Source organism: Botrimarina colliarenosi, from assembly GCF_007859955.1.
Lineage (GTDB): Bacteria > Planctomycetota > Planctomycetia > Pirellulales > Lacipirellulaceae > Botrimarina > Botrimarina colliarenosi.
In genome coordinates, this window is record NZ_SJPR01000003.1 from 404,051 (window position 1) to 429,379 (window position 25,329).

A 25,329-nucleotide genomic window follows, 5' to 3' on the forward strand; every position below is an offset into this window, starting at 1 on the left:
CATGGCCTTCCCCGCCCCGATCGCCCGACGCTGGCGCGTTCGACTCAAGCTATCACGGCCGCCATCGCATAAAACAAACGTCACTCACGACTGGGCCGGTGGTGAACAGCCAATCGCTTCAGTGTGCGCACGTAACCACCGGAAGCGATGAATTGGTGGACGGTCGCTTGCTTCGTCGAGTTCTTAGGTGTTGCTTTTAGTTCACCTGCCCGGCAGCGACTGCGGACGTATCGCTGGGCGCGGCTTAGCTAGAGTGAGCGGGCAGCCGGCCGAAACGATGCCCGGACACCTGTGCGTTTCTCACGCCCCAGTTCCTCAAAGCCGCGATCAATGTTTCGCGACTCGGTCTCAACCTGGCGCAGACGGGCATCGTCACCAAGGTCGCTGATGGCGTTCAGATGGCTGGGACTCACCAACAGGAGGAGTCGATCCTCTCTGGGAGTCGGCGCGACGGCTGGTCGGAAGGAGGGGCGAATTCCCCGGTTGGCGGCTGAGGGTTGGCCCATTTCGTTGGCGAAGAAGTTCCCCACAGTCGGCGACTCTGAGGTTTCGGACGCGCTCCCCACGCTGGCTTGTTGACTCTCCACCGGGGCGGGCGCTGTAGTGTTCACTCCCGTCCCGAGATGGTCCCGCCAAATCGTGTAATCGGCGGAATTGACGGTCCCGTCGCCATTGCCGTCAGCGGGGAGGCCGACGCCCACGGCTCCGTACGCGGCTCGCCAGACGTCGTAATCGTCCGCATCGACGTCGCTGTCACCGTCGTAGTCGCCAGGCACGGCGACGGCCGCCTCAATAGCCGGGTCGACCGAATTCAAAAGCTGTGTCGGATCGTCGATTCGGCCCATGAAAGCGATCGTGTCCGTCACGTTGTCGCGAATCATGAAATGGAACGGCTGATCGACATAGAACCCGTCCCCGTAGAAGTTGTGGGTCCAGACAGCGAACTCCCACGAGTCGCCGCCAATAAAGTAGGTGTGGTAGTCGGCGACCCGTAGATTGAAGACGGGGATGGCCTGCTCGGTTTGTCGAACCTGCTCAACAGCGCCCCAGTCAACGCCATTGGTCGCTAGCAGGTCGCCGCGGCTCAATTTGTCGGCCGGGGTCCAGCCGTGTCCCTTGACGAAGAAGGGGTGCGCCGGGGTGACAAGAATCGCGCGTCCCTGCACCGTCACTTCCAAGACGGGTGACGTCCCTTGGCGAGTCTCTTCGATAAACTTCGGGTGAAGCTCGCCTTCGATGTTGTGCTCGTCGCGTGCGAGAACGATGTCGCCAACGCGGAGTTGTTCGATCGACTTGGAGCCATCGGGTGTCAGAACGGGTGTACCCCCGGCAAAGCACAATGCGAGCTCGACCTCAGTCGCCGCAGATGCCTCGGTCCCTTCTTCCCTGACATCAATCGTCGCCTTATGAAAGACGGTTTCTAGGAACGCCCCATCGGCGCCAAACATCCCAGAGAAATCAGCCGCCGTCGCGTCGAATGCCGACGGCATCCCCAAGTCCGCGAGCAGTTGGTTAAGGTTGGTTTCAACCGTGGTCTGAAACTTTGGCAAACGGACTTGCAATTGTTCGACTTCGGGCGCGCTGTCAACCCAACTCTCGATGTCAACCAGCAACTCTTCCGACAAGGCGTTCGGCCCGTTCTGTTGGACGGGCATCGCCAAAATCATCGACGATTTTCCGTTGGCGAATGGCAGATCCAAGACATCGAAACCACCTATCTGCGTCCGGGCCGCTAATGGCTCGGTGTACATCATCGGCGTCGTAACGATGTCAGCCGGGCCGCGGTAGAATTGAGAGTCACCGGTGTACTGAGGATCAAAGGGGTGGTCCCAAAGCGAGCTAAAGTAGACCGTGTTGGTCAGCACCATTAGCGTCCTTGGATCGAGTTCGTCCACCAAATCAGTGATTTTTTGCTCGGTTCTATCGGCGACCCAAGCGTTGATCAGGTCTTCCGCAACTTGGGGGTTTGCGAAGTCGACATTCTCGACGTGGCCGAAGTAGTCGGTCTGGATTGTGTCGAGGAAAGCTTGATTGACCGGTATGCCCTCTCCGGGCCAGATGGCGTTCGACACGAGCAACTCGAAGTCCTCGTCCGAAAACGATCGGACGAGCATGGAGATGAGCAATTCACGGTACGAAGCGTTGATGGCCGGGTCCGTCCCTAAATGCAAAACCTCCTGCATCTCCGCCAGAGTTGGGCCGGCTGCTCCTGCCGCCGTCATCGCCAAGCCCGTTGAAATGCTCAGCGGCGAGAAAAAAAGGTTCCCCTCTTCGCGCTGCATGTGCCCATAAACATCGATCCCAAACTGGTTGACCGCGTTGGACGCCGCCGTGGCGGACAGCAGTCGGCGGTCTTCCAGCGACTCGAGACTTAACGTCCGAGCAGAAGAGAGTCGGTGTCGGGCGACTTCGCAACGGGCGCGACGATTGAGGAGTGACACTTGGCGCCTCCGGCGAAGAGGTGGGACCGCAATGCAACGGCAAACGACGCATCGAGCCATCTATTGCCGTCGTGACCCTAACGCGCTTCGGGCCGTTCGGCAAATAGAACGGGGGGCGAAATAGAAGAATCGACCCACTGGGGTTCGTTGCTAGCCGAGCAACGGTTGGCCAGCGTTCCTAAGTTGCGTCGCCCGCACTCTTCTGCGCTTCGCGCAGCTTCTCACCCAGCTCAACCGTCCACAGCACGCCGTCGTCGCCCTCAACAATCATTTCGCGCGGCGAGACGCTTTGCACGCGCGCCTTGAGTTGGCCGACTTCGAGCGCGTCGCCGTTGTGGAGACGCAACGTCTCGCCCGTGGTGCGGACGACGACCCACGCCTCGTAGGCGGCGCCGTAGCCGACGATGCCCGAGAGGCTGGCGTGCTCGGCGTCGTCGAAGGGGGGCGGGGTCGGCTTCGGCTTGGGCGCCTCGCGGACCACCTTCGTCGGCTCAGTACGGACCGGCGGCGGGGGGGTGTAGCTGGCGAACAGGTTGCGGCCCACCACGCTGTCGACGTAGGCGTCGGCCGTCGGGCGGTCGAGTCGGGCCGGTTCGCGCGGCGCCTCGGGGAGGCCGGCCTCGCGGATCGCGCCGTCGACGATCATCGCGATCGTGGTGAACGTGACGCTCCACTCGGCGCCCTCGTCGTCGGCGGGGCGGAGTTGCAGGTTCGTCAGCTGGTGCAGCACGTCGAGCCGGTAGTAGGCGTCGAGCAGGCGCGTCACCGCCCCGGGCGAGCCGCTCGCGGTGGCGTTGAACGACACGCCGGTGGCGGCGTTGTCGTAGCGACGCGTCGACGCCCACTTCACCGAGCCGAGCTCGAGGCCCGACTGCTGGATCGTGTCGATCAGCCACGCCGAGTAGACGCTCCGCGCCACGTCGGGATCGATGGGCAGCGACGCCTCTTGGTACTGCTCGAGCCGCCGCAGCGATTGGCGGGCGCGGCGGGCGTCGACGCCGGCGTCGAAGAGTTGCTCGTCGAGCTCGACGAGCGTCCGCTCGCGCCGGTCGTAGCCCGCTTGATAGGACGTAAAGCCGCTCCAGGCGAACCAGAGGACGATGAGGCCGACGATGCCGCCGAGCAGCGTTTTCTCGCGCTGGTTCATGGCGTCACCTCCTCGGCGGACGCTTCTTTCACTTCCGATGCTTCCGCGGCGTCGTCAGGCGTGGCGTCTTCATTCTCAGCGTCTTTGGAACCGGCGTCTTCTGATGTTGTCTCGACTGTCGGCGCGGTGTCGGTTTCGACGGCGTTGGGTTCGGCGTTATCGGCGGTAGCGCCGTTAGCGGCGGGTTCCACGGCGACGGGTTCCTCGGCGACGGGTTCCTCGGCGGTTGGCTTCTCTTCCTTCGCGTCGTCCGCGACAGCGTCGTCTGCGACTGAATCATCGGTTGTTGGCCCGTCGTCTTCGAGCAGGTCGGGCGGCACCCGCAGCAGGGCGCTGTACTTGTAGCGGTAGGCGTCCTTGGCGGGCGACTCGGCCGTGGAGATCGGTTCGACCGGGTGGTCGTCGCTCCGCAGCCGGGCTTCGAGTTCGCTGGTCGAAGAGCTGCGGGCGACGGCGGTCAGGTCGACGCGGCCGCCCGGCTCGTCGCCGCCGAGGAAGGCGGTGGCGATCAGCTGCGTGGCGCGGATGTCGTTGGCGACGGGGAAGTCCTTGGCGTCGAGCGGCTCGGGGCGCAGCTTCTGGCTGAGGCGGTCGAGTTCGTCGAGCCAGTTGACGTCGCTCTGCCGCCAGGCGTCGAGCGCGGCGACGCGGTCGCGGTAGGGCTCGAAGGCTTCGACTTCTGCCTCGGCGGCGGCGATCTCGCGCTCTTTGTCGGTGATCTGGCGGTCGAGCCGGGCCATGCGGTCGTACGCCATCCAGACGCCGGCGAGCAGCACCGTCGCCGCGGTGACGCCGAGCAGGATCTGCCGGCGGCGGTCGGTCTTCGCCACCGGCGGGCGGCGGGGGTCGGCGAGGTTGATGAGCGACGCGCCACCCAGCGCCAAGCCGGTCGCTGCGGCGGCGTCGCCGAGCGTGGCCGCATGGGGGGTGTCGGCGCCGAGCGTCGCCAGGACGTTCTGCCAGTCGATGAGCTCGCTGGCGCCGAGGTCGGCGTGCGACGCGACGACCCGCGGCGATTCGACCCCTTCGCCCGAGAGCGATAACAACGTGCGGCGGAGCTCTCGGTCGGCGGGGCCGTCGCCGACGCGCGCCGAGCGGACGAGCACCGGCTCGCCCCCGTGACGGGCGATCAGGTCGAGCGAGTCACCGGCGCGGGTGACGAGGAGCGTCGACGCCCCGTCACGGATGAGCTGAGCACCGGCGAGCGCGCGGGGCGCGACGACGGTGAGCTTGCCGCCGAGCTCTTCGGCGACCGCTTGCCAAAAGGTGAGCGTCTCTTGTGTCGCCCAGGCCGTGAGCGCGGCGGGGGCGCCTTCGGCGGCGGGAGGGACAAAGTCGGCGACGATCGCGTCGGCATCGACGGCCGCTTCGCGCGCCGCCTGCATCGCCACGATCGGCGGCAACTCTTCAGCGGGCGCCGGCGGGACGGCGAGCCGTTTGACGCGGACCTCGTCGGGCCCCAACGCCACGGCGACCAGGGGTTTCCCGCCATTGAGTTTCGGCAACGCCGCTTGCAGCGCCGCGGCGAGCTTCGCGGCGGTCGCGGCGCGCTCGACCGTCGCCACGCCGACGAACTGCGTAGCGCCCGATTTCGCGCGGTCGACGAGTACGCCGGTGACGCCGCGGCTGTCGGTCTGGAGGGCGAGGGTTAGCAAAGTCGGGGTCTCAATAGCGTAGGGCGAGCCGTGTGGACGTGGTGTCCCTTCTGCGTCCCTTCAGGTGGAGGGCATGAGGTAGAGGGGCGCGTCGGGTACACGCTTCGACACCCTCCCCTCGACCCTCCCTCCGAAGAATGAGGGGGACCTGGGCAACGCAATCGTTCGGTAACGCCAACACGGTCCTGACCCTCTAGTTTACTCACCCACCTCCCTGGAGGAGGGGTCTCCGAAAGGTTTTCTCCGCTCCTCCCGTCACGGTAGCGCGGCGGTTTGAGCGGCGCCCTCGGGGACGAGTGTCACGGCGGGGTCAAAACCGGCGCCGAGGGGCGTCAGGTCGCGGCGTAGCACCACCTTAGGGGGGAGGGTCGTCGTGTCGAGCACCACCTCGAGTCGGCGGATCGGGCCCCCCGCTTCGTAGCCGCCGACCACCTGGGTGCGGTAGACGGCCCCCTGCCCCGTGACGTACGGCGCGAGGGCGCGCATCGCCTCGAGATCGACATACCCCTCGGTAAGCAGCCACGTCGCTTGCAGACGATCGGCCCGTGTCGAGCCGGCCGTTGGGTCGCGGTTGGCGACGATCGCGTCGACCGTGCCGAGCGGCATGCCGGGCAGACCGGTGAGCACGGCGCGGGGCGCCTGGTTGATGTTCACCCGGCCCGGGATCGACGGCGAGTCGGTCGTCGTGAGCGTCGCCATCACGTCGGCGAGACCTGCGGCCATCGTGCCGTTCCCTTCTTGCCAAGGCGACTCGACCAACGTCGGCTGGAGTTGCCCCGACTCGACAACGCGGACCGTCACGCCGACCAAGTCGAGCGGGTCCTGGATCGCCACCGCGGCGGGGGTGTCGAAGTCGACCGTGATGACGCTGGCGTCCTTGGTTTCCAACGAGAGCCCGTCGTCGCTTTCACCTTCACCGAGAACCGTCACCTCGTTGGATGCCTCCGAGTCTGCAGCGTCGGCGCCCGCCTCGGCCGCATCGTCCGAGTCCTCTTCGGGGCCGCCTTGGCGGTAGGCGACGATGAAGTTGGCCGCGTCGAGACCGAGGGCCGCCTCGATGTCGGTGTGGAGTTGCTCGAGGTCGTCGCTGTTGACGTTGATCTTCGGCGACCCGTCGGCCTGGACGTTCGCCTCGGCGCTGTAGAGCGTCAGCATCGACGCCCAACCGCCGTCGAGTTCGCCCGACGCGTTGTCGACCGGCATTGCGATCACGGCCGCCTCGGTCTCGGTCGCTTCGTGGTTGCGGTCCTGGTCGACGCCCCAGAACAGTTCGGGGGTGACGCCTTTCACTTGGAGGAGCTGCTCGAGCGTCGCCAGCGGGCCGTTGGCGGGGAGCAGCGGCGTCTCGAGCGTCGAGTAGTAGTCGCGTTCGGCGCCTTGGGAGCGGACTTGGTCGTCCTCGTCGAGCCAGTCGAGGATCGCGTCGGCGATCGCCTCGCTCATGCCCGGCAGGGCGAGCAGCTGGTTGCGGCCGGCGTCTTCTTCACGGGCCTCCATCACGAGCAGCGTGTTGAGGTTCAGCCGGCCCGATTCATCCTCAAGGCCGAAACGCCCCCCCTCAAGCCGCAAGGCGCCCCAACGCGGCGCGACCGCCGCGGCGCGGACACGCAACTCGGCGGCGGGGCTGTCGGCGACCAGCACCGCGCGGAACCGCGCCGGGTTCTCGTACCAGCCGCCGTCTTGGTCGATCGTGGTCGCGTCTTCCGACAGGTAGACGCGGAGCATCTCGACGGCCGACTCGGCGGCGGCGTAGGCCTGCTCGCGACGGACCGTGGCGTCGGCCGCCTTGCGTTCGGCGAACGTCCAGTCGAAGTACGACAGGTTGGCGATCGACATCAGAGCGACGACGACCAGCACCACCATCAGCAGCACGCCGCGGCGATTACGAACGGGGGGGCGACGCATGTCAGACCGCCTCCGTGTCGGTGGCGGTGGCAGCGGCGTCTTCTTCGTTCTCGTCGGCGGCTGCCGGCAAGCGGACCACACGCCGGTAGATCTTTGTCGCCTGGCGTTCGGCGTTGCTGTTGGTTGCGTCCGCGGCGTCGGCGGGGGCCAGTTCGATCCGGACTTCGACCGCCGTCGGAAGCGTCTCCTGGTCGGCCATGTCCCAGACCTCGAGCAGCTGGTCGCCGTCGAAGTAGCGGAACTGAACGCCCCGCACCTCGGCGGCGATCGGTTCGATGACCGGCGCCGTCTGGCCTTGCTCGGTCCGCCAGCGGGCGGCGTCGCGGGGGGTCTCGCTCCGCACTAGGCCGGGCGTCTCCGCGACGAGCGACATGCCGTAGGTGATCTGAATCCAACCGGCGCCGACCCGCGTCACCGGCGGCTGGCCCGCCTCAGCGGTGACCAGTGACTGCCAGAGCTGGCGCGTGTCGATCGTCACCGTATCGATCGTGCCGTAAAGGCCTGGCGCCGTTTCCGTCTCGCTGGCGACCGCCTCGGCCGACTCGTCGGTCTCCGTCGTCTGGTCGACTTCATCCACGTTGAACTTCGCCGCCGACTCGGCCGCGGCCAGTTGTTCCGAAACGTCTTGCGGCGGCGCCGTTGTCACCCCCCGCAGGTCGGTCGTAATGCGGTCGAGGATCGCCCGCGCGAGCTGCGCCTGCTCGATCGTCGTGCGGCTTGAATCGAGCCGCACCAAGTGCAGGTCAATAGCGAGCCCCAGCAAGGCGACCAGCGCAATCGACAGGCTGATCGCCAGCACGAGTTCGATCAGCGAGAAGCCGCGGCGAAGGTTCATAGCGCAGCCTCCGCCGACGAGGCCGATTCTTCGAGCGCCGGATCGACGACCCAGCGGACGATTTCGATGGTGTCGACCAACGGCGCAGCCGGATCGTTAGGTCGGGCGCTGGCGCGGAGCACCAACACGCCGTCGAGCGGGCCGTTCTCGATCGTGAGCGACAGCAGCGCCACGGGCGGCCCCGCCGGGTCGACCGGGTTGGCCAGCGGCTCGTTCGCCACCACCGTCAGCGGCCGCGCGCCGACCAGCACCTCGTCGAGCAACGAGGTGGCCGCAAAGCAGAGGTCGGCTTGGTCAGCGGCGCGACGGGCGTTTTCGTGCGATCGGCCGACCGCTTGGCCGAGCGTCGCCAGCGCTATGCCCAGGATCGCCAGCGCGAGGATCACCTCGAGTAGCGTGAAGGCGGGGCGGCTTTTGCGACGGCGACGCATGGCGTACTACGTTCCCTCCGACACGGCGACCTCTTCGATCCTTGCCGCGCCGGTCAGGCCGCGCAGTGTGATCTGGCGTCGCTGGCCGTTGGCGGCCTCGACGATCGCCCAGGCGTCGTCCGCCGCGCCGTCGGGACGGAAGACGACACACGCCGCTACCGACGGGTCGAGGAGCGGGTCGAGCGGGTCGCCGACCGACAGCTGCGTGAACGTGATGGCGCCGAGGTCCTCGTGCTCATCGTTGGCCAGCTGCTCTTGGTCGGCCGTGTCGGTCGCCCCCGCGAGCGCCGCCGTGGCGTCGGTGAGTTTCGACAGCGTGTACTCGCCCGTGCCGAGCCGGCACTGGAAGACGACCGGTTGGCCGGTGCGCATCGCTTCGAGGCGGGCGTCGGCCCACGCGGTGCGGACCGCCTCGGCGGCCGCTTCGAGCCGCACCCGCGCGAGCGTCCCGCTGAGCGACGGCGCCGCCAGCGCGGCGAGCACCACCACGAGCGACAGCACCAGCATCAGCTCGACGAGCGTGAAGCCCGCCGGGCCGCGTGGCTCAAGTTCCCTCGTCGTCGGACGATACATCGTCGTCAGTCCCGTCGCTGCCGTCCGGCCCGACGGACCAGACTTTGAAATCGTTGTCTTTCGACTCGTACCGGTAGTCATTGTCCCACGGGTCGAGCGGGATCGTCTTCTTGTTGAGGTACGGCCCGGCCCAACGGTCGGCCAGCTTCGAATCGCTCGGCTTCTCGACCAGCTCGTCGAGCGACTCGGGCATCTTCTTCATGTCGAACCGGTACTGCTCGATCGTGCGGCTGAAGAGCTGCACCTGAGCGCGGGCCGAGTTGCGCAGCGCCTTGTCCTGTTGCCCCGTGACGGCGAGCGTCGCCATCGAACCGAGGACCACCAGGATCACCAGCACGAGCAAGACCTCGAGCAGCGTAAACGCCGCCACAGCCCGTCGCTTACTTCTCAAATTCGATCTCTTACGCCTGTCCATGCAAAAACCTCTTCTCTTGTTGGGGTGAGTTTTGAAAAGGAGATGTGGGGATAGGGGGAGATGGGGGGATGGTCTTTCGGCAGATCGAAATTTCTGGAGAAGGCGAGTTCCTAGGTGCGACGAGCATCTCGCTTGCTTAATCACTCACCTTGTCGCCATTCGAGAGGAGCATGCCCCCCTCGAACCGGCATCCCCTTATCCCCCGGCATCCCCACATCCCCCTTCATAAAGTCTCCTACAAGGCGCCGCCGGCGTTGATGATCGGCATCAGTAGCGCGATCACCACCACCAGGACGGCGCTCGCTAACATCACGAGCATCAGCGGCTCGATGAGCCGCACCGCTAGTTCGATCTTACGCCAAGTCGACCGCTCAAGTGAATCGGCCACCTGTTCGAGGACGGTCTCAAGGCTGTTGGATTGTTCGGCGACGGCGATCATCTCGCAGACGTCGCGTGGGAAGTCGCCACTCGCGCCGAGCGGCGCGGCGAGCGACTCGCCCGACTTGATGCTCTCGGCCGCGCCACGGACGACGCCCGACAGGACGCGGTTGCCGGCCGAGTCGGCGGCGATGTCGAGCGCGCGGACGATCGGCACGCCCCCCTTGAGGAGCGTTCCCAGCACACGGCAGAGCCGGGCCACGGAGAGGCTGCGGCTGATCGGCCCCATCAGCGGCGCTTTGATCCGTACGCGGTCCATCACGTCGCGGCCGCGGGGCGTCGCCATCCACTTCGAGACGCCGTACCCGACGCCGACGAGCGCCGCCAGCACGAACAAGCCGTAGCTCCCGAGGAAAGCGCTCAAGGCGAGCAACGCTTCGGTGACCCACGGCAGTTCGCCCCGTTCCTTGAGCCTCGCAAAAATCTCGGAGACCATCGGCACCGCGAACACGATCAGGCCGGTCACCACCAAGACGCCGATCACGCACAAGATGACCGGGTACGCCAGCGCGCCGGCCACCTTGCCGCGGAGCTCAGCCTGTTGCTCGGTGAACGCGGCGACGCGGTCGAGCGAGTCCTCGAGGAAGCCCCCCTCGCCGCCGGCGCGGACCATGCTGACGGCCAACTCGCCGAACGCGCGCGGGTGTCGCGCCATCGCCTCGGCGAGGCTCGCCCCCTCTTCGACCTGGGCGTAGACGTCTTCCATCACCGCCTTGAGCGCCTTGTGCGACGACTGCTCCTTCACAACCGCCAGCGAACGCAAGAGTGGCACGCCACTCCGCAGCAGCGCCGAGAGCTGGCTATAGACCGGCGTCACCTTGGCGGTGGGGACACGAATCGACCCGTCGGCGCCCGACGCGACGCCCCCCTTGGCCGCCTCGACCTTGATCGGGAAGAGGTCCTTGGCCGACAGCTGCGACATCGCCTCGCGCGCAGAGCCGGCGGTGAGCGTCCCGGTGAGGAGCTCGCCGGCGAGCGAACGCGCTGTGTAGGCGAAGTCAGGCAAGGTTGCAGGTGGGATAGTTGAGCGAACGAAGTGAGCCGTAATCCCCCGCCCCCTTTCAGGGGGAGGGGTTAGGGGAGGGGGCGAAATAGGTACATGTGTTCAAACGAACTAGTGCTTTGTCAAAGCTAGAAAGAGGGGTTGGCTCCACTAGCCGTTTTAGCGCTAGCCACGGTTCTTGGTGATTCAACCGGGGCTAGCGCCCAATCGGCTCCCCCTATGATTCAGCTTTCACAAGGCATTAGTCGCCTCTTCGCGGGCAGTGTATTGGTGGATGCCGAACAAGTACCCGGGTTCTGCCCCCTCCCCTAGCCCCTCCCCCGCAAGCGGTGGAGGGGGAAATCGACTCGCTGCGCTCGCGGTTAGGCCTGGTCTCCGCGGGTGACACGCGCCACTTCATCCACGGTGGTGATCCCCGCGATCGCCTTGTCCCAGGCGTCTTGTCGGAGCGTCCGCATGCCGGTGCTGAGCGCCGCCTTGCGGATCTCCCAGCTGCTGGCGCGGTCGTGCGCCAATTGCCGGACGGGGTCGGTTGTTTCGCATAACTCGAAGATGCCTTGCCGGCCGGCGTAGCCGAGTTCGCGGCACGCCCGGCAACCCTTGGCCTGATAGAGCTGGCCGCCGGCCGCCTCGAGCAGCTCCCACGGGAAGTCACGCGGCAGGTCGTCTTTCTTCGGCGTGTACGGCGTACGGCATTTCGTACAAAGCCGCCGGACCAGCCGCTGGGCCATCACCGCTTCGATCGTGCTCGCCACGAGGAACGGCTCGATCCCCATGTCGATCAGGCGGGTGTAGGCGCTGGGGGCGTCGTTGGTGTGCAACGTGCTAAACACGAGGTGACCCGTGAGCGCCGCCTGGATCGCGTTCTCGGCGGTCTCGTGGTCGCGGATTTCGCCGACCAGCACCACGTCGGGGTCGTGCCGCAAGATCGACCGCAGCGACGCGGCGAACGTCAGGCCGATCTTCGGGTGGACCTGGATCTGCGCGATCCCCGGCAGCTGGTACTCGACCGGGTCCTCGGTCGTGATGATTTTTGTAGTCTCGTCACGGATCTCGGTCAGCGCACTGTAGAGCGTCGTCGTCTTGCCCGAGCCGGTCGGTCCCGTCACTAGCACGATGCCGTGCGGCGCGCGGATGAGACTGCTCATCTGCTTGTAGAGCGTGTCGCCGAGCCCCATGGCCTGCAGCGAGAACTCCATGCGTCCCTTGTCGAGCAGACGCATGACGATCCCCTCGCCGTGGACCATCGGGATTACCGACATCCGGACGTCGACCTCGCGCCCTTCGACGCGGAGCTTGATCCGGCCGTCCTGCGGCAGCCGCTTCTCGGCGATGTTCAGGTGCGCCATGATCTTCAGGCGGCTGACGATCGCGGCGCGGAAGTGGTTGATCTCAGGCGGGGTGGGCTGCTCGACCAGTAGGCCGTCGATGCGGTAGCGGATGCGGATGCCGGTGGCCTCGGACTCGATGTGGACGTCCGACGCGCGGGTCTGGATCGCTTCGAGGAGGATCTCGTTCACGAGCCGGACAACCGACGCCTCATGCGCGCCCTCGGCGAGTTCGGCCGCGTCGGCGTCGATCTCTTCGAGCAACTCGACACCGCTCTCGGCCTGACGGGCGGCGACGAGGCCTTCGACCGTTTCGCTGCCGACGCCGAGATGGGCTTTCAACCGCTCGGCGATCTGGCGCCGCGTGGCGAGCAGCGGCTCGATCGACAGCCCGGTGAGCGCGCCGACCTCGTCGAGTGACTCGAAGTCGAGCGGGTCGCTGGTCGCGATCCGCAGCGTGCCGTTCTCGCGGCTGACCGGGAACAGCCCGTGGCGGTGCATCAACCGCTGGGGGAAAACGTCGAGCAGCGACAGGTCGGGATTCGCGTGGTTCAGGTCGACGCACTCGGCGCCGAGCTCGGCGCCAAAGGCCGAAAGGACATCTTCCTCGGCGACGTAGCCCCGCAGGACGGCCACTTCGTGGAGCGGTTTGCCGCCCGCATCGCCGTTCAGGGCGCGCAGGTCGGCGGCCGCCTCGGGCGTGAGGGCGCCGTGCTTCAGCAGAACGGCGACCGAATCCATGCGATGAACGGGGGGGAAACGGGGGGGAGGAGGCGGGAAAGCGAGGCGGGGACTCTCGACCCCTGATTATCAATGACCGAACGCCGGGCGGCAAACGAGAGCCGCCCGGCGTCGGTATTTCGTCTAAAAATCGCTGTTCTTGCGGTTCACAGCGCTCAAAGCTCCGAATTGTCCCCGGGCGGGGGGCCGGGACGACCGCCCCGGCGGCCACCCGGACGACCCTCGGGCGGGCCGCCGGCCCGATCGCCGCGGCGTCCGGCCCGGTCACCACGGGGCGGGGGCCCCGGCTGATCGCTCATGGTGAACGGGGCGCCGGTCATCTCGTCCAACATGGCCCGCTGCTCGCTCGTGAGGACCTCGAGGAGCTTGTCGCGTGCCTCGGCCCGGGCGGCGGTCATTTTCTCTTGCATCTCGGCCTGGACTTCCTGGGCCTTCTCACGAAGTTGGGCCTTCTGCTCGTCGGTGAGGCCGAGCTTATCCGCCAGCGGTCCGCCCATCAGCGACCGAGCGCCGCCGTTGTTGAGCTGCTGCTGGGTGTCGATCTGACGGAGACGATCCATCTGCTGAGTCGAAAGGACCTCGCCGATCCGGCCCTCGATCTCGCCCCGCATCTCTTCCATTTGGGCCCGCATGGCCTCGAAATCGGGACGTTCCCCGCCACGACGGCCGCCGCCGAACATTTCGCGCATCTTGCTGCGCATCTCGTCTTCGATCTCTCGGAGCTGCTCCTTCTGGTTGTCGAGCAGCTCGAGCTCGCTCTGCACGTCGGGCGAGCGGAGCAGCATGCCAATGCCGCCACGTCCACCGGGTCCGCCGGGGCCGCCGCGACCGCCAAATCCAGGGCCGCCCGGGGGCGGACCGGGGGGCTGCGCCATCGCCACAGTCGAAAGGCCAACAACCAGCACCACAGCGGGCGCCAGCCGGGTGAGCGCCTTCAGGGCGTCCATGTCACTCATCTCCAGAAAAGTTCGGGAACCAGTCAGTCGGGCCGGAAGCGCCGCGGGGTCCGCGGCGAAAGGCTTGCCGTCTCTACCCAACCTAACCCGGCTGGCGGGGCCGAGGCGCCGGGAAATCTTTCACACCGCCGGGCCAGCCCCCCGGTCGGCATTGCAGAGGGGTAGCGGAACGACGTAGCTTGCGCAATCAGCCGCTCTCACCACCCCGCTGTGGACCCCGCCGATGGCGCTTAGCAAAGAAGAGATCGTTCGCGACTGGCTTACCCGCTACACCGGGATGCCGCTGTCGAAATTCGGCGACTACGTCCTGCTGACGAACTTCCACGACTACGTCCACCGGTTCGCGGAACGCTTTGACTGTGAGGTCTACGGCGAGGATCGCCCCATGCAGGCCGCGACCAACGCCGACGGGCTGACCATCATCAACTTTGGGATCGGTTCGCCCAACGCGGCGACCGTCATGGACCTGCTGACCGCGCACCGGCCCAAAGCGGTGCTCTTCCTGGGCAAGTGCGGCGGGCTCAAGCACTCGACCGAGATCGGCCACTTCATCCTGCCGATCGGCGCGATCCGGGGTGAGGGGACGTCGGACGACTACATGGACCCGCTGGTGCCGGCCCTGCCGTCCTTCAAGCTGCACAAGTTCGTGTCGCAGAAGCTGGTCGAGCGGAACCTCGACTACCGGACCGGCGTGGTCTACACGACCAACCGCCGCGTCTGGGAACACGACGCCGCGTTCCGCGAACGGCTGCAATCGTTCACGCCGATCGGCATCGATATGGAGACCGCCACGCTCTTCATTGTCGGCCACGCCAACCAGATCGCCCGCGGGGCGTTGCTGCTGGTGTCGGACGTGCCGACGACGCCCGAGGGGGTCAAGACCTCGCTCAGCGACGCCGCCGTGAGCCGCGATTGGGGGAAGATCCACCTCGAGCTCGGGATCGACGCCCTTTCCGACATTGACGACAAGGGGGAAGAGATAAAGCACTTCCGGTACTGAGGGCCCCAACTCGCGAATAAGCGCAACGCCGAAGGACAAAAAGCGCAGCCAAGTTGCTAAAAAACGTCGGTCACACGTTGGACGAAGGGGCTAGCACACGGCTATGATGCGAGGCTCCTGGATGGCCCCGCCGCCCGGGTGCCCCGCCTCCCCCGCCCCCCTGCTGCGACCGTCCACGGCGACTCGCGACGTCACTGCTGGATGATTTCTGCCGACGATTCCCCGCCCGTTACGGTGAAGACCCCGCAATGAATGCCCAGACCCCTCCGCGTCGGCTAGGTTTCACGCTCGTCGAGTTGCTCGTGGTGATCGCCATCATCGGCATCTTGGTGGCGTTGCTCTTGCCCGCGGTCCAAGCGGCGCGGGAGTCGGCCCGGCGGATCAGCTGCATGAACAAGGTGAAGCAGATCGGGCTCGCCGCGATCAACTACGCCAGCGCCAACAAGGTCTACCCGCCCGGCCGCGGCTGGCCCGACTGGGAAGTGGGCGGCATGGCGCAGGGCGGCACCAACTACAACGCGGTGGCGCAAAACGCCTCGACCAAGACCGGCTTCTACTCGGTCCACGTCCGTGTTCTTCCCTACATGGAAGAAACGGCCATCTACGACTTGATCGACTTCAGCGTCGGGCAGTCACACCGGATGACGTCCGGTGCGACGCCGTACAACGTCAACTACGAGGCGTACAACAACGCCGCCGAGATGTTTGTCTGTCCGAGCGACCCGTTCCTCGAACGGATCACGTCGGAGAACAACTACGTCTACAACTTCGGCGGCAGCACGCCCTACGCGGGCGTCGCAGGGGTCGATGAGCCGGACAACCTCGACGCGACGCTGCAGTTCACCGGCCCCGACGGAAACGAATACGACCTCTCCTGCGGGGGGAACGGCGCCTTTACGATTGGCAAAGGGCTGAGCCCCGCCAAGTTCACCGACGGCACCTCGAAGACCGCGATGTTCTCCGAGCGCACCAAGGGGAGTGGCGCCAACCCGGCCGCCTCGCCGGCCGGCCCGAGCGACATGATCACGATGCCGGGCCGTCAGCAAAACATCAAAGCGATTACGCCCTTCAGCATCTACGGACGTTGCGAGAACGCTTCGACGGCGGCTAACGCCTTTAACTTCAACTCGTTTGGTCGCTGGTTGCCTGGCGAGGATTACTCGAACGGCTGGCCGTTCGCCGCTTACAGCGGCACGATGTACAATCACGTCGCCCCGCCCAACTGGAAGGGCGCCGACTGCGGCGCCTACTCGGCGATCTCGGATCGGCCGGGTGAGCACGCCCTGGTGAGCGCCCGCAGCAGCCATGGCGGCGGGGTCGTCAACGTCTGCTACGCCGACGGTCACGCCGACACCGTGACGTCGGGCGTCGATCTGACGGTCTGGCGGGCGGCCGGATCGCGCAACGGGGGCGAAACCGCGAACGGGCTGTGACCCGCCGCTGAATCGATCGGTTACCCGTTTCGCCCGCGCCACGGCGCCCTCCCCCGCCCCAATTGCCTTGACCCGCCTGACGACGACTGCCGTTCTGTTGCTGGCGATTTTAGCGCTGGTTGGCTGTGGGGCCTCGGGCCCGACGGCACAGCGAAGGGACGCCAACCGCCTAGCGACCGAGGGCGAAGCGAAACTCTCCGACGGCGACGCCGCGGGCGCCGCTGCCGACCTCGGCGCCGCCCTCGAGCAAGGGGGCCTGAACCCCGACATCTACGAACAGACGATCACGCTGCGGGCGATCGCCCTGGCCCAGACCGGCGAGATCGACCAAGCGCTCGCGTCGCTCGAGCCGGTTATCGAGCAAGGTTCGGCGGTCGATGTCGCCCTGGCCGCTAAGGCCTATGTGCTTCAGAAGAAGGGCGACACCGCCGGCGCCAAGCAAGCCTTCGCCCAGGCGCGGCGGCTGAACCGCACCGTTAAGCCGTTCACCGATCGCCCCAACCTCTGAAGCCGCTCGTCTCCCTTGAAGCCGCTCGCGTCGCCGAGCCGCACTCTCCGCGTCTCGGGCCGATAGCGTCGCCCTGACGGGACGATTAGGGTGATTGGTGATCGAAACCTCACTCACTCCGTCGAGTCGCCACTATGAATCGTGTCGTTTTATACTCCCTCGCCTTGGCTTGCGTTTGCCTAACCCGGTCGGGGGTCGCGGCCGCCGACGTGACCCCCCTGCGGATCGTCACCTTCAACGCCGAGATCCTCACCGCCCCCAGCGTCAACGCCGGGCAGCTCCAGAAGTTCCGCTTCGACTACGCCCGGACCGGGCACCTCGAGCGGGTCGCCAACGTCATCGAGACCCTCACGCCCGACGTGCTGAACCTCGTCGAGGTGACCAGCCGCGAGGCGGTTGATCAGGTCGTCGAGCTCCTCCACGAGAAGGGCCTCGACGACTACCGCGGCTACCACGTCGAGTCGAACGACGGGTTCAGCGGCATGGACGTCGGCGTCATCACGCGGCTGCCGCTGGATGAGGTCGACGGCGAGCCGATCCGCACGATCTACTCGCCCAAGGGCGACCCCACCTGGAGCCAGGCCTTTTCCTTCACCGAGGACGGTAAGAGCCGCAAGGGCGGCACCTCGCTGAGTCGCAATTCGCTCTACTTCATGAGCGTGAACGGCTGGAAGATCGGCCTGCTCGGCCTGCACCTGAAGTCAAATCCCGACGACGCGTACTCTAACGGGCGCCGGACCGCCGAAGCGAAGCTCGTCGGCCGCGCGATCCGCGGCGAGATCGTCCCGCGGGGCTACCTGCCGCTGGTGCTGGGCGACCTGAACGACTACGACCCGGACGTCCCCGACCGGGACGACAGCCGCTCGACGAAGACCGACGTGATCAAGCAGATCAAGGACTTCGACCCCGACCGACCCGGCGACGAGCTGGTGAACGCCGCGCAGTGGATCAAGCGGAAGGCCGACCGCTACACGTCGCACTGGGACTGGAACGAGAACGGCGCCGCCGACGGCGACGACGTCTTCACGGCGATCGACCACGTGCTGCTCCCCAAAGAGCTCGCCCCGTACGTCAAGCGGGTCTTTATTAGCCACGTGGTGGGCCTCGACACGTCGGACCATTTCCCGATCGTGGTCGACCTCGAGCTGCCCCCCGCTCAATAGCGGAACGCCCGACCGATGGGTTGTGAGCGGTGGGGCGCCAGCCCCCGGTTTGCACGTTGATGCCAACGAAGAACCGGGGGGTTAGCGCCCCGCCGCTCACTCGCTGCGATCCTCTGAATCCACGGCCTTCCGCGTCCTATTCTTCGGGCCCGGATCGATCTATCATGCCGGGCATGGCCAACGTCGTCTCGCTTATTGACCACGCCGTTTTGCACCCAACGCAGACGTCTGACGACGTCCGTGCGGCTTGCGAGATGGCGGCCCGGCTGGGGATCGCCAGCGTCTGTGTGAAGCCGTCGCACGTCGCGCTCGCGGCGAACGCGTTGCGGGGCTCCGGCGTGGCGCCGAGCACCGTGATCGGCTTCCCGCACGGCGGGACAACGTCGGCGGCCAAGGTGGCCGAGACCCTCCGCGCCTGCGACGACGGCGCGGTCGAGGTCGACATGGTGATCAACATCGGCCAGGCGCTGAGCGGCGAGTGGGAGTCGGTTGGCAACGACATCGCGTCGGTGGTCGCCGCCGCGAAGAGCAAAGGGGCGATCACCAAGGTGATCTTCGAGACCGGCCTGATGCCCTCCGACGAGCACAAGCGGAAGCTCTGCGAGCTGAGCGAGGCGGCCGGCGCCGCGTTCGTGAAAACCTCGACCGGCTTCGGCTTCGTCAAAGGCCCCGACGGCGCCCTGGTCTCGACCGGCGCCACCGTCGAAGACATCCGGCTGATGCGCGCCGCGTGCGGCCCCAACGTCCAAGTCAAAGCCTCCGGCGGCGTCCGCAGCTACGACGACGCCGTCCGCCTGGTCGAAGCGGGCGCCACGCGCCTCGGCACCAGCGCGACCGAGGCGATCGCCAAGGGCGCCGAGGGCGACTCCTACTAAAGAAAGCTCACCGCGGAGACGCAGAGGACGCCAAGGTTCGGAATTGCCTAGAGCTCCTCTCCGCGTTCTCCGCGCCTCCGCGGTGAATTACCCAACCGAAGAGAAGAGATGCTGCACCTTTACGAACAGATCCAAGAAGCCGTCACCAAGATCCACAGCGTCTGGGACAAGAAGCCCCACGCGGGGGTCATCCTTGGCACCGGCCTCGGGAACTTTGCCGAGTCGATCGAGGTCGAGGCGACGCTCGACTACGGCGACATCCCTCACTTCCCCGTTTCGACCGCAACAAGCCACCGCGGCCGCTTGGTCTTCGGCTCGCTGCGTGGCCTGCCGGTGATGGTCATGGAGGGGCGGTTCCACGCCTACGAGGGCTACCCCCTCAGCCAGATCACGCTCCCCGTGCGGGTGATGAAGGCGCTCGGCGCCGAGGTGCTCATCGTCTCGCAGGCCGTGGGGGGGATGAACCCCTACTACCAGCCGGGCGACGTCATGCTGATCGACGACCACATCAACCTGCTGGGCGACAACCCGCTGGTCGGCGTCAACGACGACCGCCTCGGACCCCGTTTCCCGGACATGTCGCAGCCCTACGACTTCGAGCTGCTGGCCGAGGGCCAGGCGATCGCCCGGCGGAATGACTTTGTCGTCCACCGCGGCGTGTCGGTCGCGGTCCTGGGGCCGTGCCTCGAGACGCGGGCCGAGTACCGCTTCCTCCGCGCGATCGGCGCCGACGTGGTGGGCATGTCGACCATCCCCGAGGTGATCACCGCGGTCCACTGCGGCCTGCGGTCGTTCGGCATGTCGGTCGTCACCGACATGTGCCTGCCCGACGCGCTGCAGGTCGCCGAAGTCGAAGAGATCATCCGCGTCGCCAACTCCGCGGCGCCCAAGCTGCGGGCGCTCGTTGAGGGGATCCTCGATTACGAAGCGGCGAAGACGGGCTAAGGATTTAATCACCGAAATGTGGGAGGCGTCTCCCGACGCCGATGACGGGTTCGTAGCGAAACCGGCTGACAGCGCGTAATCGGCGTCGGGAGACGCCTCCCACAGTCTCGAACTTTGCGATGACGCCGTGGACGGACTAGCCGATCAGATCGACGCCGCGGTCGCCGCGATCAACTCCGCCACCGGCGGCGTCACGGCGAAGGTCGGCGTCATCCTTGGCTCGGGCCTCGGCGCGTTGGCCGAACGGATCGACGACGCCGTCGCCCTCCCCTACGCCGACCTGCCGCACTTCCCGCGTTCGACCGCCGCGGGGCACGCCGGGCGGTTGATGGTCGGCGCCCTCCGTGGGACGGACCGCCAAGTCGTCGCCCTCCAGGGACGCTTCCATCTGTACGAAGGTTGGTCGGCCCAACAGGCCGCCTTCCCCGTGTGGGTGATGAAGCGGATCGGCGTCGAGACGCTGGTCGTCTCCAACGCGGCCGGCGGGCTCAACCCGTCGTACGCCGTCGGCGACGTGATGCTGATCGACGACCACATCAACTTCATGTTTCAGAACCCGCTCACCGGGGTAAACGACGAGTCGCTTGGACCTCGGTTCCCGGACATGTCGGCGCCGTACGACCGCGGGCTGCTCGAACTGGCCGAATCGGTCGCGCGGCGGGACAGATTCTTCTGCCCCCGCGGTGTCTATGTCGGGATGCTCGGCCCCACCTACGAGACGCGCGCCGAGTACCGCATGGCCCGCCGTCTCGGTGGCGACGCGGCCGGTATGTCGACCGTCCCCGAGGTGATCGCCGCCCAGCACTGCGGCCTCAAGACGCTGGGCCTTTCAACGATCACCAACGCCTGCTCCCCTGACCAACTCGGCGAGACGACGCACGAAGAGGTCGTCAAAGCCGCGGCGTCGGCGGGCGAGAAACTGCGAGCGATCGTCGAAGCGGTTGTTGTCAGTACAGGCTAACTGTCATCCCCCCTCCCCCTTGTGGGGAGGGGTTGGGGGAGGGGGGCAGAGGCGGGTACCTACTTCACCCCCCTCCCCTAGCCCCTCCCCACAAGGGGGAGGGGTAAATGCCTTTCTTAGTGCCCTTCGTGCCTTCGTGGTTCCAATCCCACTCCAAGTCATCCGGTGGTTCCCATGAACGTCGCCCAACTGATCGCCAAGAAACGGGACGGCGCCGAGCTGGCGGCCGATGAGATCGCCGGCCTCATCGCCGCCTACGCGGCCGACGACTTGCCCGACTACCAGATGGCCGCGTGGGCGATGGCGGTCTTTATCCGTGGGATGACGACCGCCGAGATCGCCGCCCTCACCGAAGCGATGCTCCACTCGGGCGCCACGTTCGACGGCTCTCCCGCCGGCGGGCCGCCGAACGTCGACAAGCACTCCTCCGGCGGCATCGGCGACAAGGTGTCGATCCCGCTGGCGCCGGCGCTGGCGTGCTGCGGCGTGCGGGTGCCGATGATCAGCGGCCGCGGTCTCGGCGCCACGGGGGGCACGCTCGACAAGCTCGAAGCGATCCCCGGCTTCCGCATCGACTACGACTACAAGGCGGCCCAAAGACTCGCCGATCAAGTCGGTTGCACGATCGTCAGCGCGTCGCCCGAGCTCGTCCCCGCCGACCGCAAGCTCTACGCGCTACGCGACGTGACCGGCACGGTGCCGTCGATCCCGCTGATCACCGCCAGCATCATGAGCAAGAAGCTGGCCGAGGGGCTCGACGCGTTGGTGCTCGACGTGAAGTGCGGCAGCGGCGCCTTCATGAAGACGCTCGACGACGCCCGCGGCTTGGCGCGCTCGCTCGTCGACACCGGCAAGCGGATGGGCGTGGCGACGGTCGCCCTGATCACCGACATGAACCAACCCCTCGGTCGGCTGGCCGGCAACGCGGTCGAGATCGACGAGTCGGTCGCCTGCGTCGAAGGGGGCGGGCCGGACGATCTCCGCCAACTCGTCGTCGAACAGGGCGCCGAGGGACTCTTCCTCGCCGGCGTCGTGTCGTCGATCGAAGAGGGCCGTATCCGGATCGCGAAGTCGCTCGACGACGGCTCGGCCCGAGAGAAGCTGGCCGAGATGGTCCGCGTTCAAGAGGGCGACCTCGACGCCCCCCGGCCCCGGGCCGCCGAGCAGGTCGTCACGGCCCAGCGTGCCGGCTGCGTCACCGCGATCAACACCGAGGCGCTCGGCTACGCCGTCATCGAGCTCGGCGGCGGCCGCAAGCAGAAGGGGGACCCGATCGACCCGTCGGTTGGCCTCGAAATGCTCGTCCGGCTCGGCGACCAGGTCGAAGCGGGCCAGCCACTGGTGCGGCTGTTCGCGGGTCAGAAGGGACGCGACGCCGCCGAACGTCTGACGGCCGGCGCGATCACGCTTACCGACGAGCCCGGCGACGCGCCGCCGCTGATCCTCGAACGCATCGACTGACGCCCGCCCGGTCGCTACGCTGCGTTCATGGCCGAACCGACCCCCGTGCAGCTTGATGAGCTGGTAAAGACCGCCGTCGCGATCCGCGAGCGGGCGTACGCGCCGTTCTCTCACTTCTACGTGGGGGCGGCGATCCTCGACGACCAGGGCCGTGTCTTCGCCGGCGTCAACGTCGAGAACAGCTCATACGGCCTGACCATCTGCGCCGAGCGGACCGCCGCGGGGGCCGCGATCACGGCCGGCGCCAAGGAGTTCGTGGCGGTCGCCGTCGCGACCCCCGGCGCCGCGGCGCCATGCGGCGCGTGCCGGCAATTCCTCTACGAGTTAGGCCCGCAGTGCGCCGTGCTGCTGGTCGATAGCGACTCGGGCAAGGTGGTGCGAACGGCGCCGCTCGACGAGTTCCTGCCGAACGGCTTTCGGCTAGGCCGCTAGCCACGCGCCAGTTTTCAGGAGAGCCGGAAGCGTCAGCGCCCGGAGTGAAGCGGGAGCCAACTTCACTCCGGGCGCTCACGCTTCCGGCTCTCTGACTACGACTACCGCAACGAAAAAACCGCGGGCCGTCACTGGGACGACCCGCGGTGTGATCCGACGCTTGCCAACTCTTACTTTACAGTCCGCATCCGCTTCCCGATCAGAAGGTGAAGATCACGTCCATGCCGAACTTGGCGCTGTTGAACTCTTCGGCGTTGGCGAAGCCGACGTTGTTGGCGGCGGCGTCGCTGGCGGTCCAGTCGTAGCGGATCTCCGGACGAATCACCACGTTGGCGTGCGGCCGGTAGTTGAGGCCGTAGGTCATCTCCTGGTAGGAGAAGCCGTCGGTCTTCCACCACTCGAGGCGGGCGCCGGCGCCCCAGCAGTCGTTCATCGTGTAGAACAAGTACTGGTTGATGCCGACCTGATCGTTCGCCCCGATGGCGCCGTTCTGGCTGTCGATGCTCACCAAGTCGCTCTGGAAGACGTAGTTCAGCTTGTCCGACAGGGCGAAGTCAACCACGATCGAGTGGCTGTAGCTGTCCGAGACCGCGTTGGCGGCGCCGGTCGACCGCTTGCCGAAGTTGCCGGCGGTCGTGATGTAGGTGAAGGCGACGTCGTCGGTCAGGTTCGTGCTGAAACCGCCGAGGAAGTTGCTGCCACCGTTGAAGTCATCGAAGCCCGTGTCCCAGCCCGCGGTCCAACCGGCGTACACCTCGAGGTTGTCGAAGCCGCTGTACGTCGCGATGGCGCCGGTGTGAGTGAACGGCTCGCTGTTGAACATCGTGTAGGCGTGGCTGTAGAAGAAGTTATCCGGAGCGGTAACGACTTCGTAACCAACCAGCGTGAAGAAGTGGCCGAACTTGACCGACCAGTCGCTCCACGCCACCTCGCCGTACAGCTGCGGCATGGCCCAGCCGTATCCGCCGCCACGGTCCCAGCCGTTCAGGTAATCCCACTCGCCGGCGTCGTTGCCGAACGCCTGCGTCTTGACGGCGTCGGTGCCGTACATGATGTCGGCGCGGAAGCCCCAGTCGACGCCACAGCAGGGCGCCTCGGCGACCTTCTCGGCGTAGAACCACTGCTGGTGCAGGTTCAGGCGACCCGGGTGGTCGTTGAACGCGAAGGCGTCGTTGTCGTCCCGCGAGAACCGGGTGTTCTGCGTGTGGAAGCCCACTTGGGTCCAACCGCCGAACGTGATCGGGCTGCAGCCGCACGGGTCGAGGTGGCCCTGGAGGGTCCACGGATCGCCCAGGCAGCAATCGCCGAACAGGCTGCACGCCGAGCCACAGCCACACGCGTCGCCGCAGCAGCCGTCGCCACACGCATCGCCACAGCAGCCGCCGGCGTCGCAGCAACCGTCGGCACAGCCGTCATCACAACCGCAGCCGGGCTCGCAGCCACAGCTCGGGTCCGCACAACCGCACGACGGCTCGTCGCAGCAGGCGGGCGTCTCACAACAAATCAACTGGTAGTCGAACGCCGACTGAATCGCCGTTTCGGCAGACGCGGTCGCGCCACCGAAGGCGACCAGAGCAACGCCCATGGTCCATCGCAGAGTCATTACCATCAGCTCCTTCTGGGGGGAAAGCTCGCGTCCGTTCGAGTTGGCGAGCGAACGGGAAGTGCGATCGCCCGACGACGCACCTCACGTCGCCTGGCCCGAATTGGTTCGCCTGATCGTTCGAGATATCGTCGAACCCGGGCCGCCGCATGCACGCCGAGACCGACGGCTAACCACGAAAACCGGGCAGAACGGCCCGAAGTTGAGAAGCTTTGCGGACTACGGGGAAACGCCGACCGCGCCCCCGCCAAGTCGCCCGGCCGCGCATTCGGAAAAGTCAGCCCGTCTCGCCTAGCCCCGAGGGGGAGACGCCGCTTTTGCCGTCGGTCAAGCCGCGGGTGGCGCCAGGCGGTAGTCAACGACCCGCCAAGCGACGCCACCGACCCGCGCCGGGCTGGCCGATCGCTCGACTTCGATCTGCAGGGTGGTTGGCTCTTGGCCGGCCCCGGCGGGGACCTTGTAGGTCTGGATCCCCTGGACCCGGCGTCCCGAAACCGAGGCCGATTCGAAGGGCCCCCGGCGCACGGGGAGTTCCCCGCCGGCGACCCGTTGCACTTCCGCCCGCTGAGTGAATTCTTCCAGCTGAGCCTGCGCCGCGGCGTCGCTCTCGTAGAAGACCTTGGCCAGCTCGGGACTAGGACGGCGGTCGGGGAACGGCTTTGTCAGTTCTAAGGCGCCGACGAGGTCGTTCTCGGCAAGCAGCTCGACGAAGCGGTCGGTGACCGCGACGGCGGACTTTTGGTGGAGCCACTTCGCCACGGGACGCTGCACCAACAGGGCGCCCAGCACCACCAGCGAGAGAGCCATCCCCGCGATGGCGAGTCCCAGGCCGCTCTGCGCCTCGGGGTCGCGTTGCACCTGGTGGGCCGCCGCCCAAGAGATGGCGACCGCCGCTAGGGGCAGGAACGCCAGCCAAGGCGTCACCAAGGACAGCAGCGACGCCAAGCCCAACACCAACCCAACCACCGCCAAAGCACTGACGGGGCGGTAGGCGACCGCCTCATCGTCGAGCGTGTCCGACAAGCCGATTTGCCGAGCGTCCGTTTCGAGCCGATCGTCCATGCCGGTCGTCTGCTGCGG

22 protein-coding genes are annotated in these 25,329 nt (G+C 66.8%); 9 read left to right on the plus strand and 13 right to left on the minus strand.

The genetic code is table 11. The features are described 5' to 3' along the window. Nucleotides 1–248: 248 nt before the first annotated feature. The 11 genes from Pla108_RS13305 to Pla108_RS13355 form a co-directional block, all read right to left on the minus strand. Nucleotides 249–2,441, minus strand: a complete 2,193-nt coding sequence (locus Pla108_RS13305) for a serpin family protein (RefSeq protein ID WP_197526533.1) — start codon at nt 2,439–2,441, stop codon at nt 249–251. Nucleotides 2,442–2,619: 178 nt separating this feature from the next. Next, on the minus strand, nt 2,620–3,588 hold the full coding sequence (locus Pla108_RS13310; protein WP_146445443.1) for a hypothetical protein: 969 nt from the start codon (nt 3,586–3,588) through the stop codon (nt 2,620–2,622). Then, a complete protein-coding gene (locus Pla108_RS13315; RefSeq protein ID WP_146445444.1) occupies nt 3,585–5,243 on the minus strand; it encodes a hypothetical protein in 1,659 nt (552 codons plus the stop codon). Before Pla108_RS13315 ends, Pla108_RS13310 begins: the two co-directional genes overlap by 4 nt. Before the next feature lie 255 nt (nt 5,244–5,498). Continuing rightward, nucleotides 5,499–7,148, minus strand: a complete 1,650-nt coding sequence (locus tag Pla108_RS13320; protein WP_146445445.1) for a type II secretion system protein GspK — start codon at nt 7,146–7,148, stop codon at nt 5,499–5,501. Nucleotide 7,149: 1 nt separating this feature from the next. Further along, the gene (locus tag Pla108_RS13325) at nt 7,150–7,983 is read right to left on the minus strand and encodes a type II secretion system protein GspJ (RefSeq protein WP_146445446.1); all 834 of its coding nucleotides are present in this window, start codon (nt 7,981–7,983) and stop codon (nt 7,150–7,152) included. After that, a complete protein-coding gene (locus tag Pla108_RS13330) occupies nt 7,980–8,414 on the minus strand; it encodes a type II secretion system protein (protein ID WP_146445447.1) in 435 nt (144 codons plus the stop codon). The genes Pla108_RS13325 and Pla108_RS13330 overlap by 4 nt, the downstream gene beginning before the upstream one ends. A gap of 6 nt (nt 8,415–8,420) precedes the next feature. Next, nucleotides 8,421–8,987 (minus strand): prepilin-type N-terminal cleavage/methylation domain-containing protein, encoded by a 567-nt coding sequence (locus Pla108_RS13335; RefSeq protein ID WP_197526534.1) that lies wholly within the window; start codon nt 8,985–8,987, stop codon nt 8,421–8,423. Continuing rightward, complete coding sequence (gene gspG / locus Pla108_RS13340) at nt 8,959–9,378, minus strand: type II secretion system major pseudopilin GspG (protein ID WP_197526535.1); 420 nt, start codon at nt 9,376–9,378, stop codon at nt 8,959–8,961. The genes Pla108_RS13335 and gspG overlap by 29 nt, the downstream gene beginning before the upstream one ends. 259 nt (nt 9,379–9,637) lie before the next feature. After that, the gene (locus tag Pla108_RS13345) at nt 9,638–10,846 is read right to left on the minus strand and encodes a type II secretion system F family protein (RefSeq protein WP_146445450.1); all 1,209 of its coding nucleotides are present in this window, start codon (nt 10,844–10,846) and stop codon (nt 9,638–9,640) included. 359 nt (nt 10,847–11,205) lie between these two features. Next, nucleotides 11,206–12,912, minus strand: a complete 1,707-nt coding sequence (locus Pla108_RS13350; protein ID WP_146445451.1) for a GspE/PulE family protein — start codon at nt 12,910–12,912, stop codon at nt 11,206–11,208. A gap of 155 nt (nt 12,913–13,067) precedes the next feature. Next, on the minus strand, nt 13,068–13,859 hold the full coding sequence (locus Pla108_RS13355; protein WP_197526536.1) for a Spy/CpxP family protein refolding chaperone: 792 nt from the start codon (nt 13,857–13,859) through the stop codon (nt 13,068–13,070). A 232-nt stretch (nt 13,860–14,091) separates the two neighbouring features. Between Pla108_RS13355 and Pla108_RS13365 the strand changes: the two genes are divergently transcribed. The 9 genes from Pla108_RS13365 to cdd all read left to right on the plus strand — a co-directional run bounded on the left by Pla108_RS13365 (nt 14,092) and on the right by cdd (nt 22,646). Continuing rightward, complete coding sequence (locus Pla108_RS13365; RefSeq protein WP_146445454.1) at nt 14,092–14,868, plus strand: AMP nucleosidase; 777 nt, start codon at nt 14,092–14,094, stop codon at nt 14,866–14,868. Between the two features lie 248 nt (nt 14,869–15,116). Next, on the plus strand, nt 15,117–16,301 hold the full coding sequence (locus Pla108_RS13370; RefSeq protein WP_146445455.1) for a DUF1559 family PulG-like putative transporter: 1,185 nt from the start codon (nt 15,117–15,119) through the stop codon (nt 16,299–16,301). Nucleotides 16,302–16,368: 67 nt separating this feature from the next. Continuing rightward, nucleotides 16,369–16,809: a hypothetical protein gene (locus Pla108_RS13375; RefSeq protein ID WP_146445456.1), complete on the plus strand. Its 441-nt coding sequence runs from the start codon at nt 16,369–16,371 to the stop codon at nt 16,807–16,809. 134 nt (nt 16,810–16,943) lie between these two features. Beyond that, on the plus strand, nt 16,944–17,972 hold the full coding sequence (locus Pla108_RS13380; RefSeq protein ID WP_146445457.1) for an endonuclease/exonuclease/phosphatase family protein: 1,029 nt from the start codon (nt 16,944–16,946) through the stop codon (nt 17,970–17,972). A gap of 164 nt (nt 17,973–18,136) precedes the next feature. Continuing rightward, the gene (gene deoC, locus Pla108_RS13385; protein ID WP_146445458.1) at nt 18,137–18,847 is read left to right on the plus strand and encodes a deoxyribose-phosphate aldolase; all 711 of its coding nucleotides are present in this window, start codon (nt 18,137–18,139) and stop codon (nt 18,845–18,847) included. A gap of 108 nt (nt 18,848–18,955) precedes the next feature. Further along, complete coding sequence (locus Pla108_RS13390) at nt 18,956–19,792, plus strand: purine-nucleoside phosphorylase (protein WP_146445459.1); 837 nt, start codon at nt 18,956–18,958, stop codon at nt 19,790–19,792. Between the two features lie 127 nt (nt 19,793–19,919). Beyond that, nucleotides 19,920–20,753, plus strand: a complete 834-nt coding sequence (locus Pla108_RS13395; protein WP_231934486.1) for a purine-nucleoside phosphorylase — start codon at nt 19,920–19,922, stop codon at nt 20,751–20,753. A gap of 174 nt (nt 20,754–20,927) precedes the next feature. Continuing rightward, a complete protein-coding gene (locus Pla108_RS13400) occupies nt 20,928–22,214 on the plus strand; it encodes a thymidine phosphorylase (RefSeq protein ID WP_146445460.1) in 1,287 nt (428 codons plus the stop codon). 27 nt (nt 22,215–22,241) lie between these two features. Beyond that, nucleotides 22,242–22,646, plus strand: coding sequence for a cytidine deaminase (gene cdd, locus Pla108_RS13405; protein ID WP_146445461.1), 405 nt, complete (start codon nt 22,242–22,244; stop codon nt 22,644–22,646). Between the two features lie 199 nt (nt 22,647–22,845). On the opposite strand, the gene Pla108_RS13410 is transcribed toward cdd, so the two are convergent. Together Pla108_RS13410 and Pla108_RS13415 are read right to left on the minus strand one after the other, a co-directional pair. Next, a complete protein-coding gene (locus tag Pla108_RS13410; protein ID WP_197526537.1) occupies nt 22,846–24,249 on the minus strand; it encodes a porin in 1,404 nt (467 codons plus the stop codon). Nucleotides 24,250–24,576: 327 nt separating this feature from the next. After that, nucleotides 24,577–25,311, minus strand: a complete 735-nt coding sequence (locus tag Pla108_RS13415; protein WP_146445463.1) for a hypothetical protein — start codon at nt 25,309–25,311, stop codon at nt 24,577–24,579. Nucleotides 25,312–25,329 lie beyond the last annotated feature (18 nt).

Excerpts from the sequence above, each read along its gene's own strand:
- Pla108_RS13380 (WP_146445457.1), top strand. The coding sequence starts at position 16,944 with ATGAATCGTGTCGTTTTATACTCCCTCGCCTTGGCTTGCGTTTGCCTA.
- Pla108_RS13330 (WP_146445447.1), bottom strand. The coding sequence starts at position 8,414 with ATGCGTCGCCGTCGCAAAAGCCGCCCCGCCTTCACGCTACTCGAGGTG.
- Pla108_RS13335 (WP_197526534.1), bottom strand. The coding sequence starts at position 8,987 with ATGTATCGTCCGACGACGAGGGAACTTGAGCCACGCGGCCCGGCGGGC.
- Pla108_RS13410 (WP_197526537.1), bottom strand. The coding sequence starts at position 24,249 with ATGACTCTGCGATGGACCATGGGCGTTGCTCTGGTCGCCTTCGGTGGC.
- cdd (WP_146445461.1), top strand. The coding sequence starts at position 22,242 with ATGGCCGAACCGACCCCCGTGCAGCTTGATGAGCTGGTAAAGACCGCC.
- Pla108_RS13325 (WP_146445446.1), bottom strand. The coding sequence starts at position 7,983 with ATGAACCTTCGCCGCGGCTTCTCGCTGATCGAACTCGTGCTGGCGATC.
- Pla108_RS13400 (WP_146445460.1), top strand. The coding sequence starts at position 20,928 with ATGAACGTCGCCCAACTGATCGCCAAGAAACGGGACGGCGCCGAGCTG.
- Pla108_RS13365 (WP_146445454.1), top strand. The coding sequence starts at position 14,092 with ATGGCGCTTAGCAAAGAAGAGATCGTTCGCGACTGGCTTACCCGCTAC.
- Pla108_RS13320 (WP_146445445.1), bottom strand. The coding sequence starts at position 7,148 with ATGCGTCGCCCCCCCGTTCGTAATCGCCGCGGCGTGCTGCTGATGGTG.
- deoC (WP_146445458.1), top strand. The coding sequence starts at position 18,137 with ATGCCGGGCATGGCCAACGTCGTCTCGCTTATTGACCACGCCGTTTTG.
- Pla108_RS13310 (WP_146445443.1), bottom strand. The coding sequence starts at position 3,588 with ATGAACCAGCGCGAGAAAACGCTGCTCGGCGGCATCGTCGGCCTCATC.
- Pla108_RS13350 (WP_146445451.1), bottom strand. The coding sequence starts at position 12,912 with ATGGATTCGGTCGCCGTTCTGCTGAAGCACGGCGCCCTCACGCCCGAG.
- Pla108_RS13355 (WP_197526536.1), bottom strand. The coding sequence starts at position 13,859 with ATGGACGCCCTGAAGGCGCTCACCCGGCTGGCGCCCGCTGTGGTGCTG.
- Pla108_RS13415 (WP_146445463.1), bottom strand. The coding sequence starts at position 25,311 with ATGGACGATCGGCTCGAAACGGACGCTCGGCAAATCGGCTTGTCGGAC.
- Pla108_RS13370 (WP_146445455.1), top strand. The coding sequence starts at position 15,117 with ATGAATGCCCAGACCCCTCCGCGTCGGCTAGGTTTCACGCTCGTCGAG.
- Pla108_RS13390 (WP_146445459.1), top strand. The coding sequence starts at position 18,956 with ATGCTGCACCTTTACGAACAGATCCAAGAAGCCGTCACCAAGATCCAC.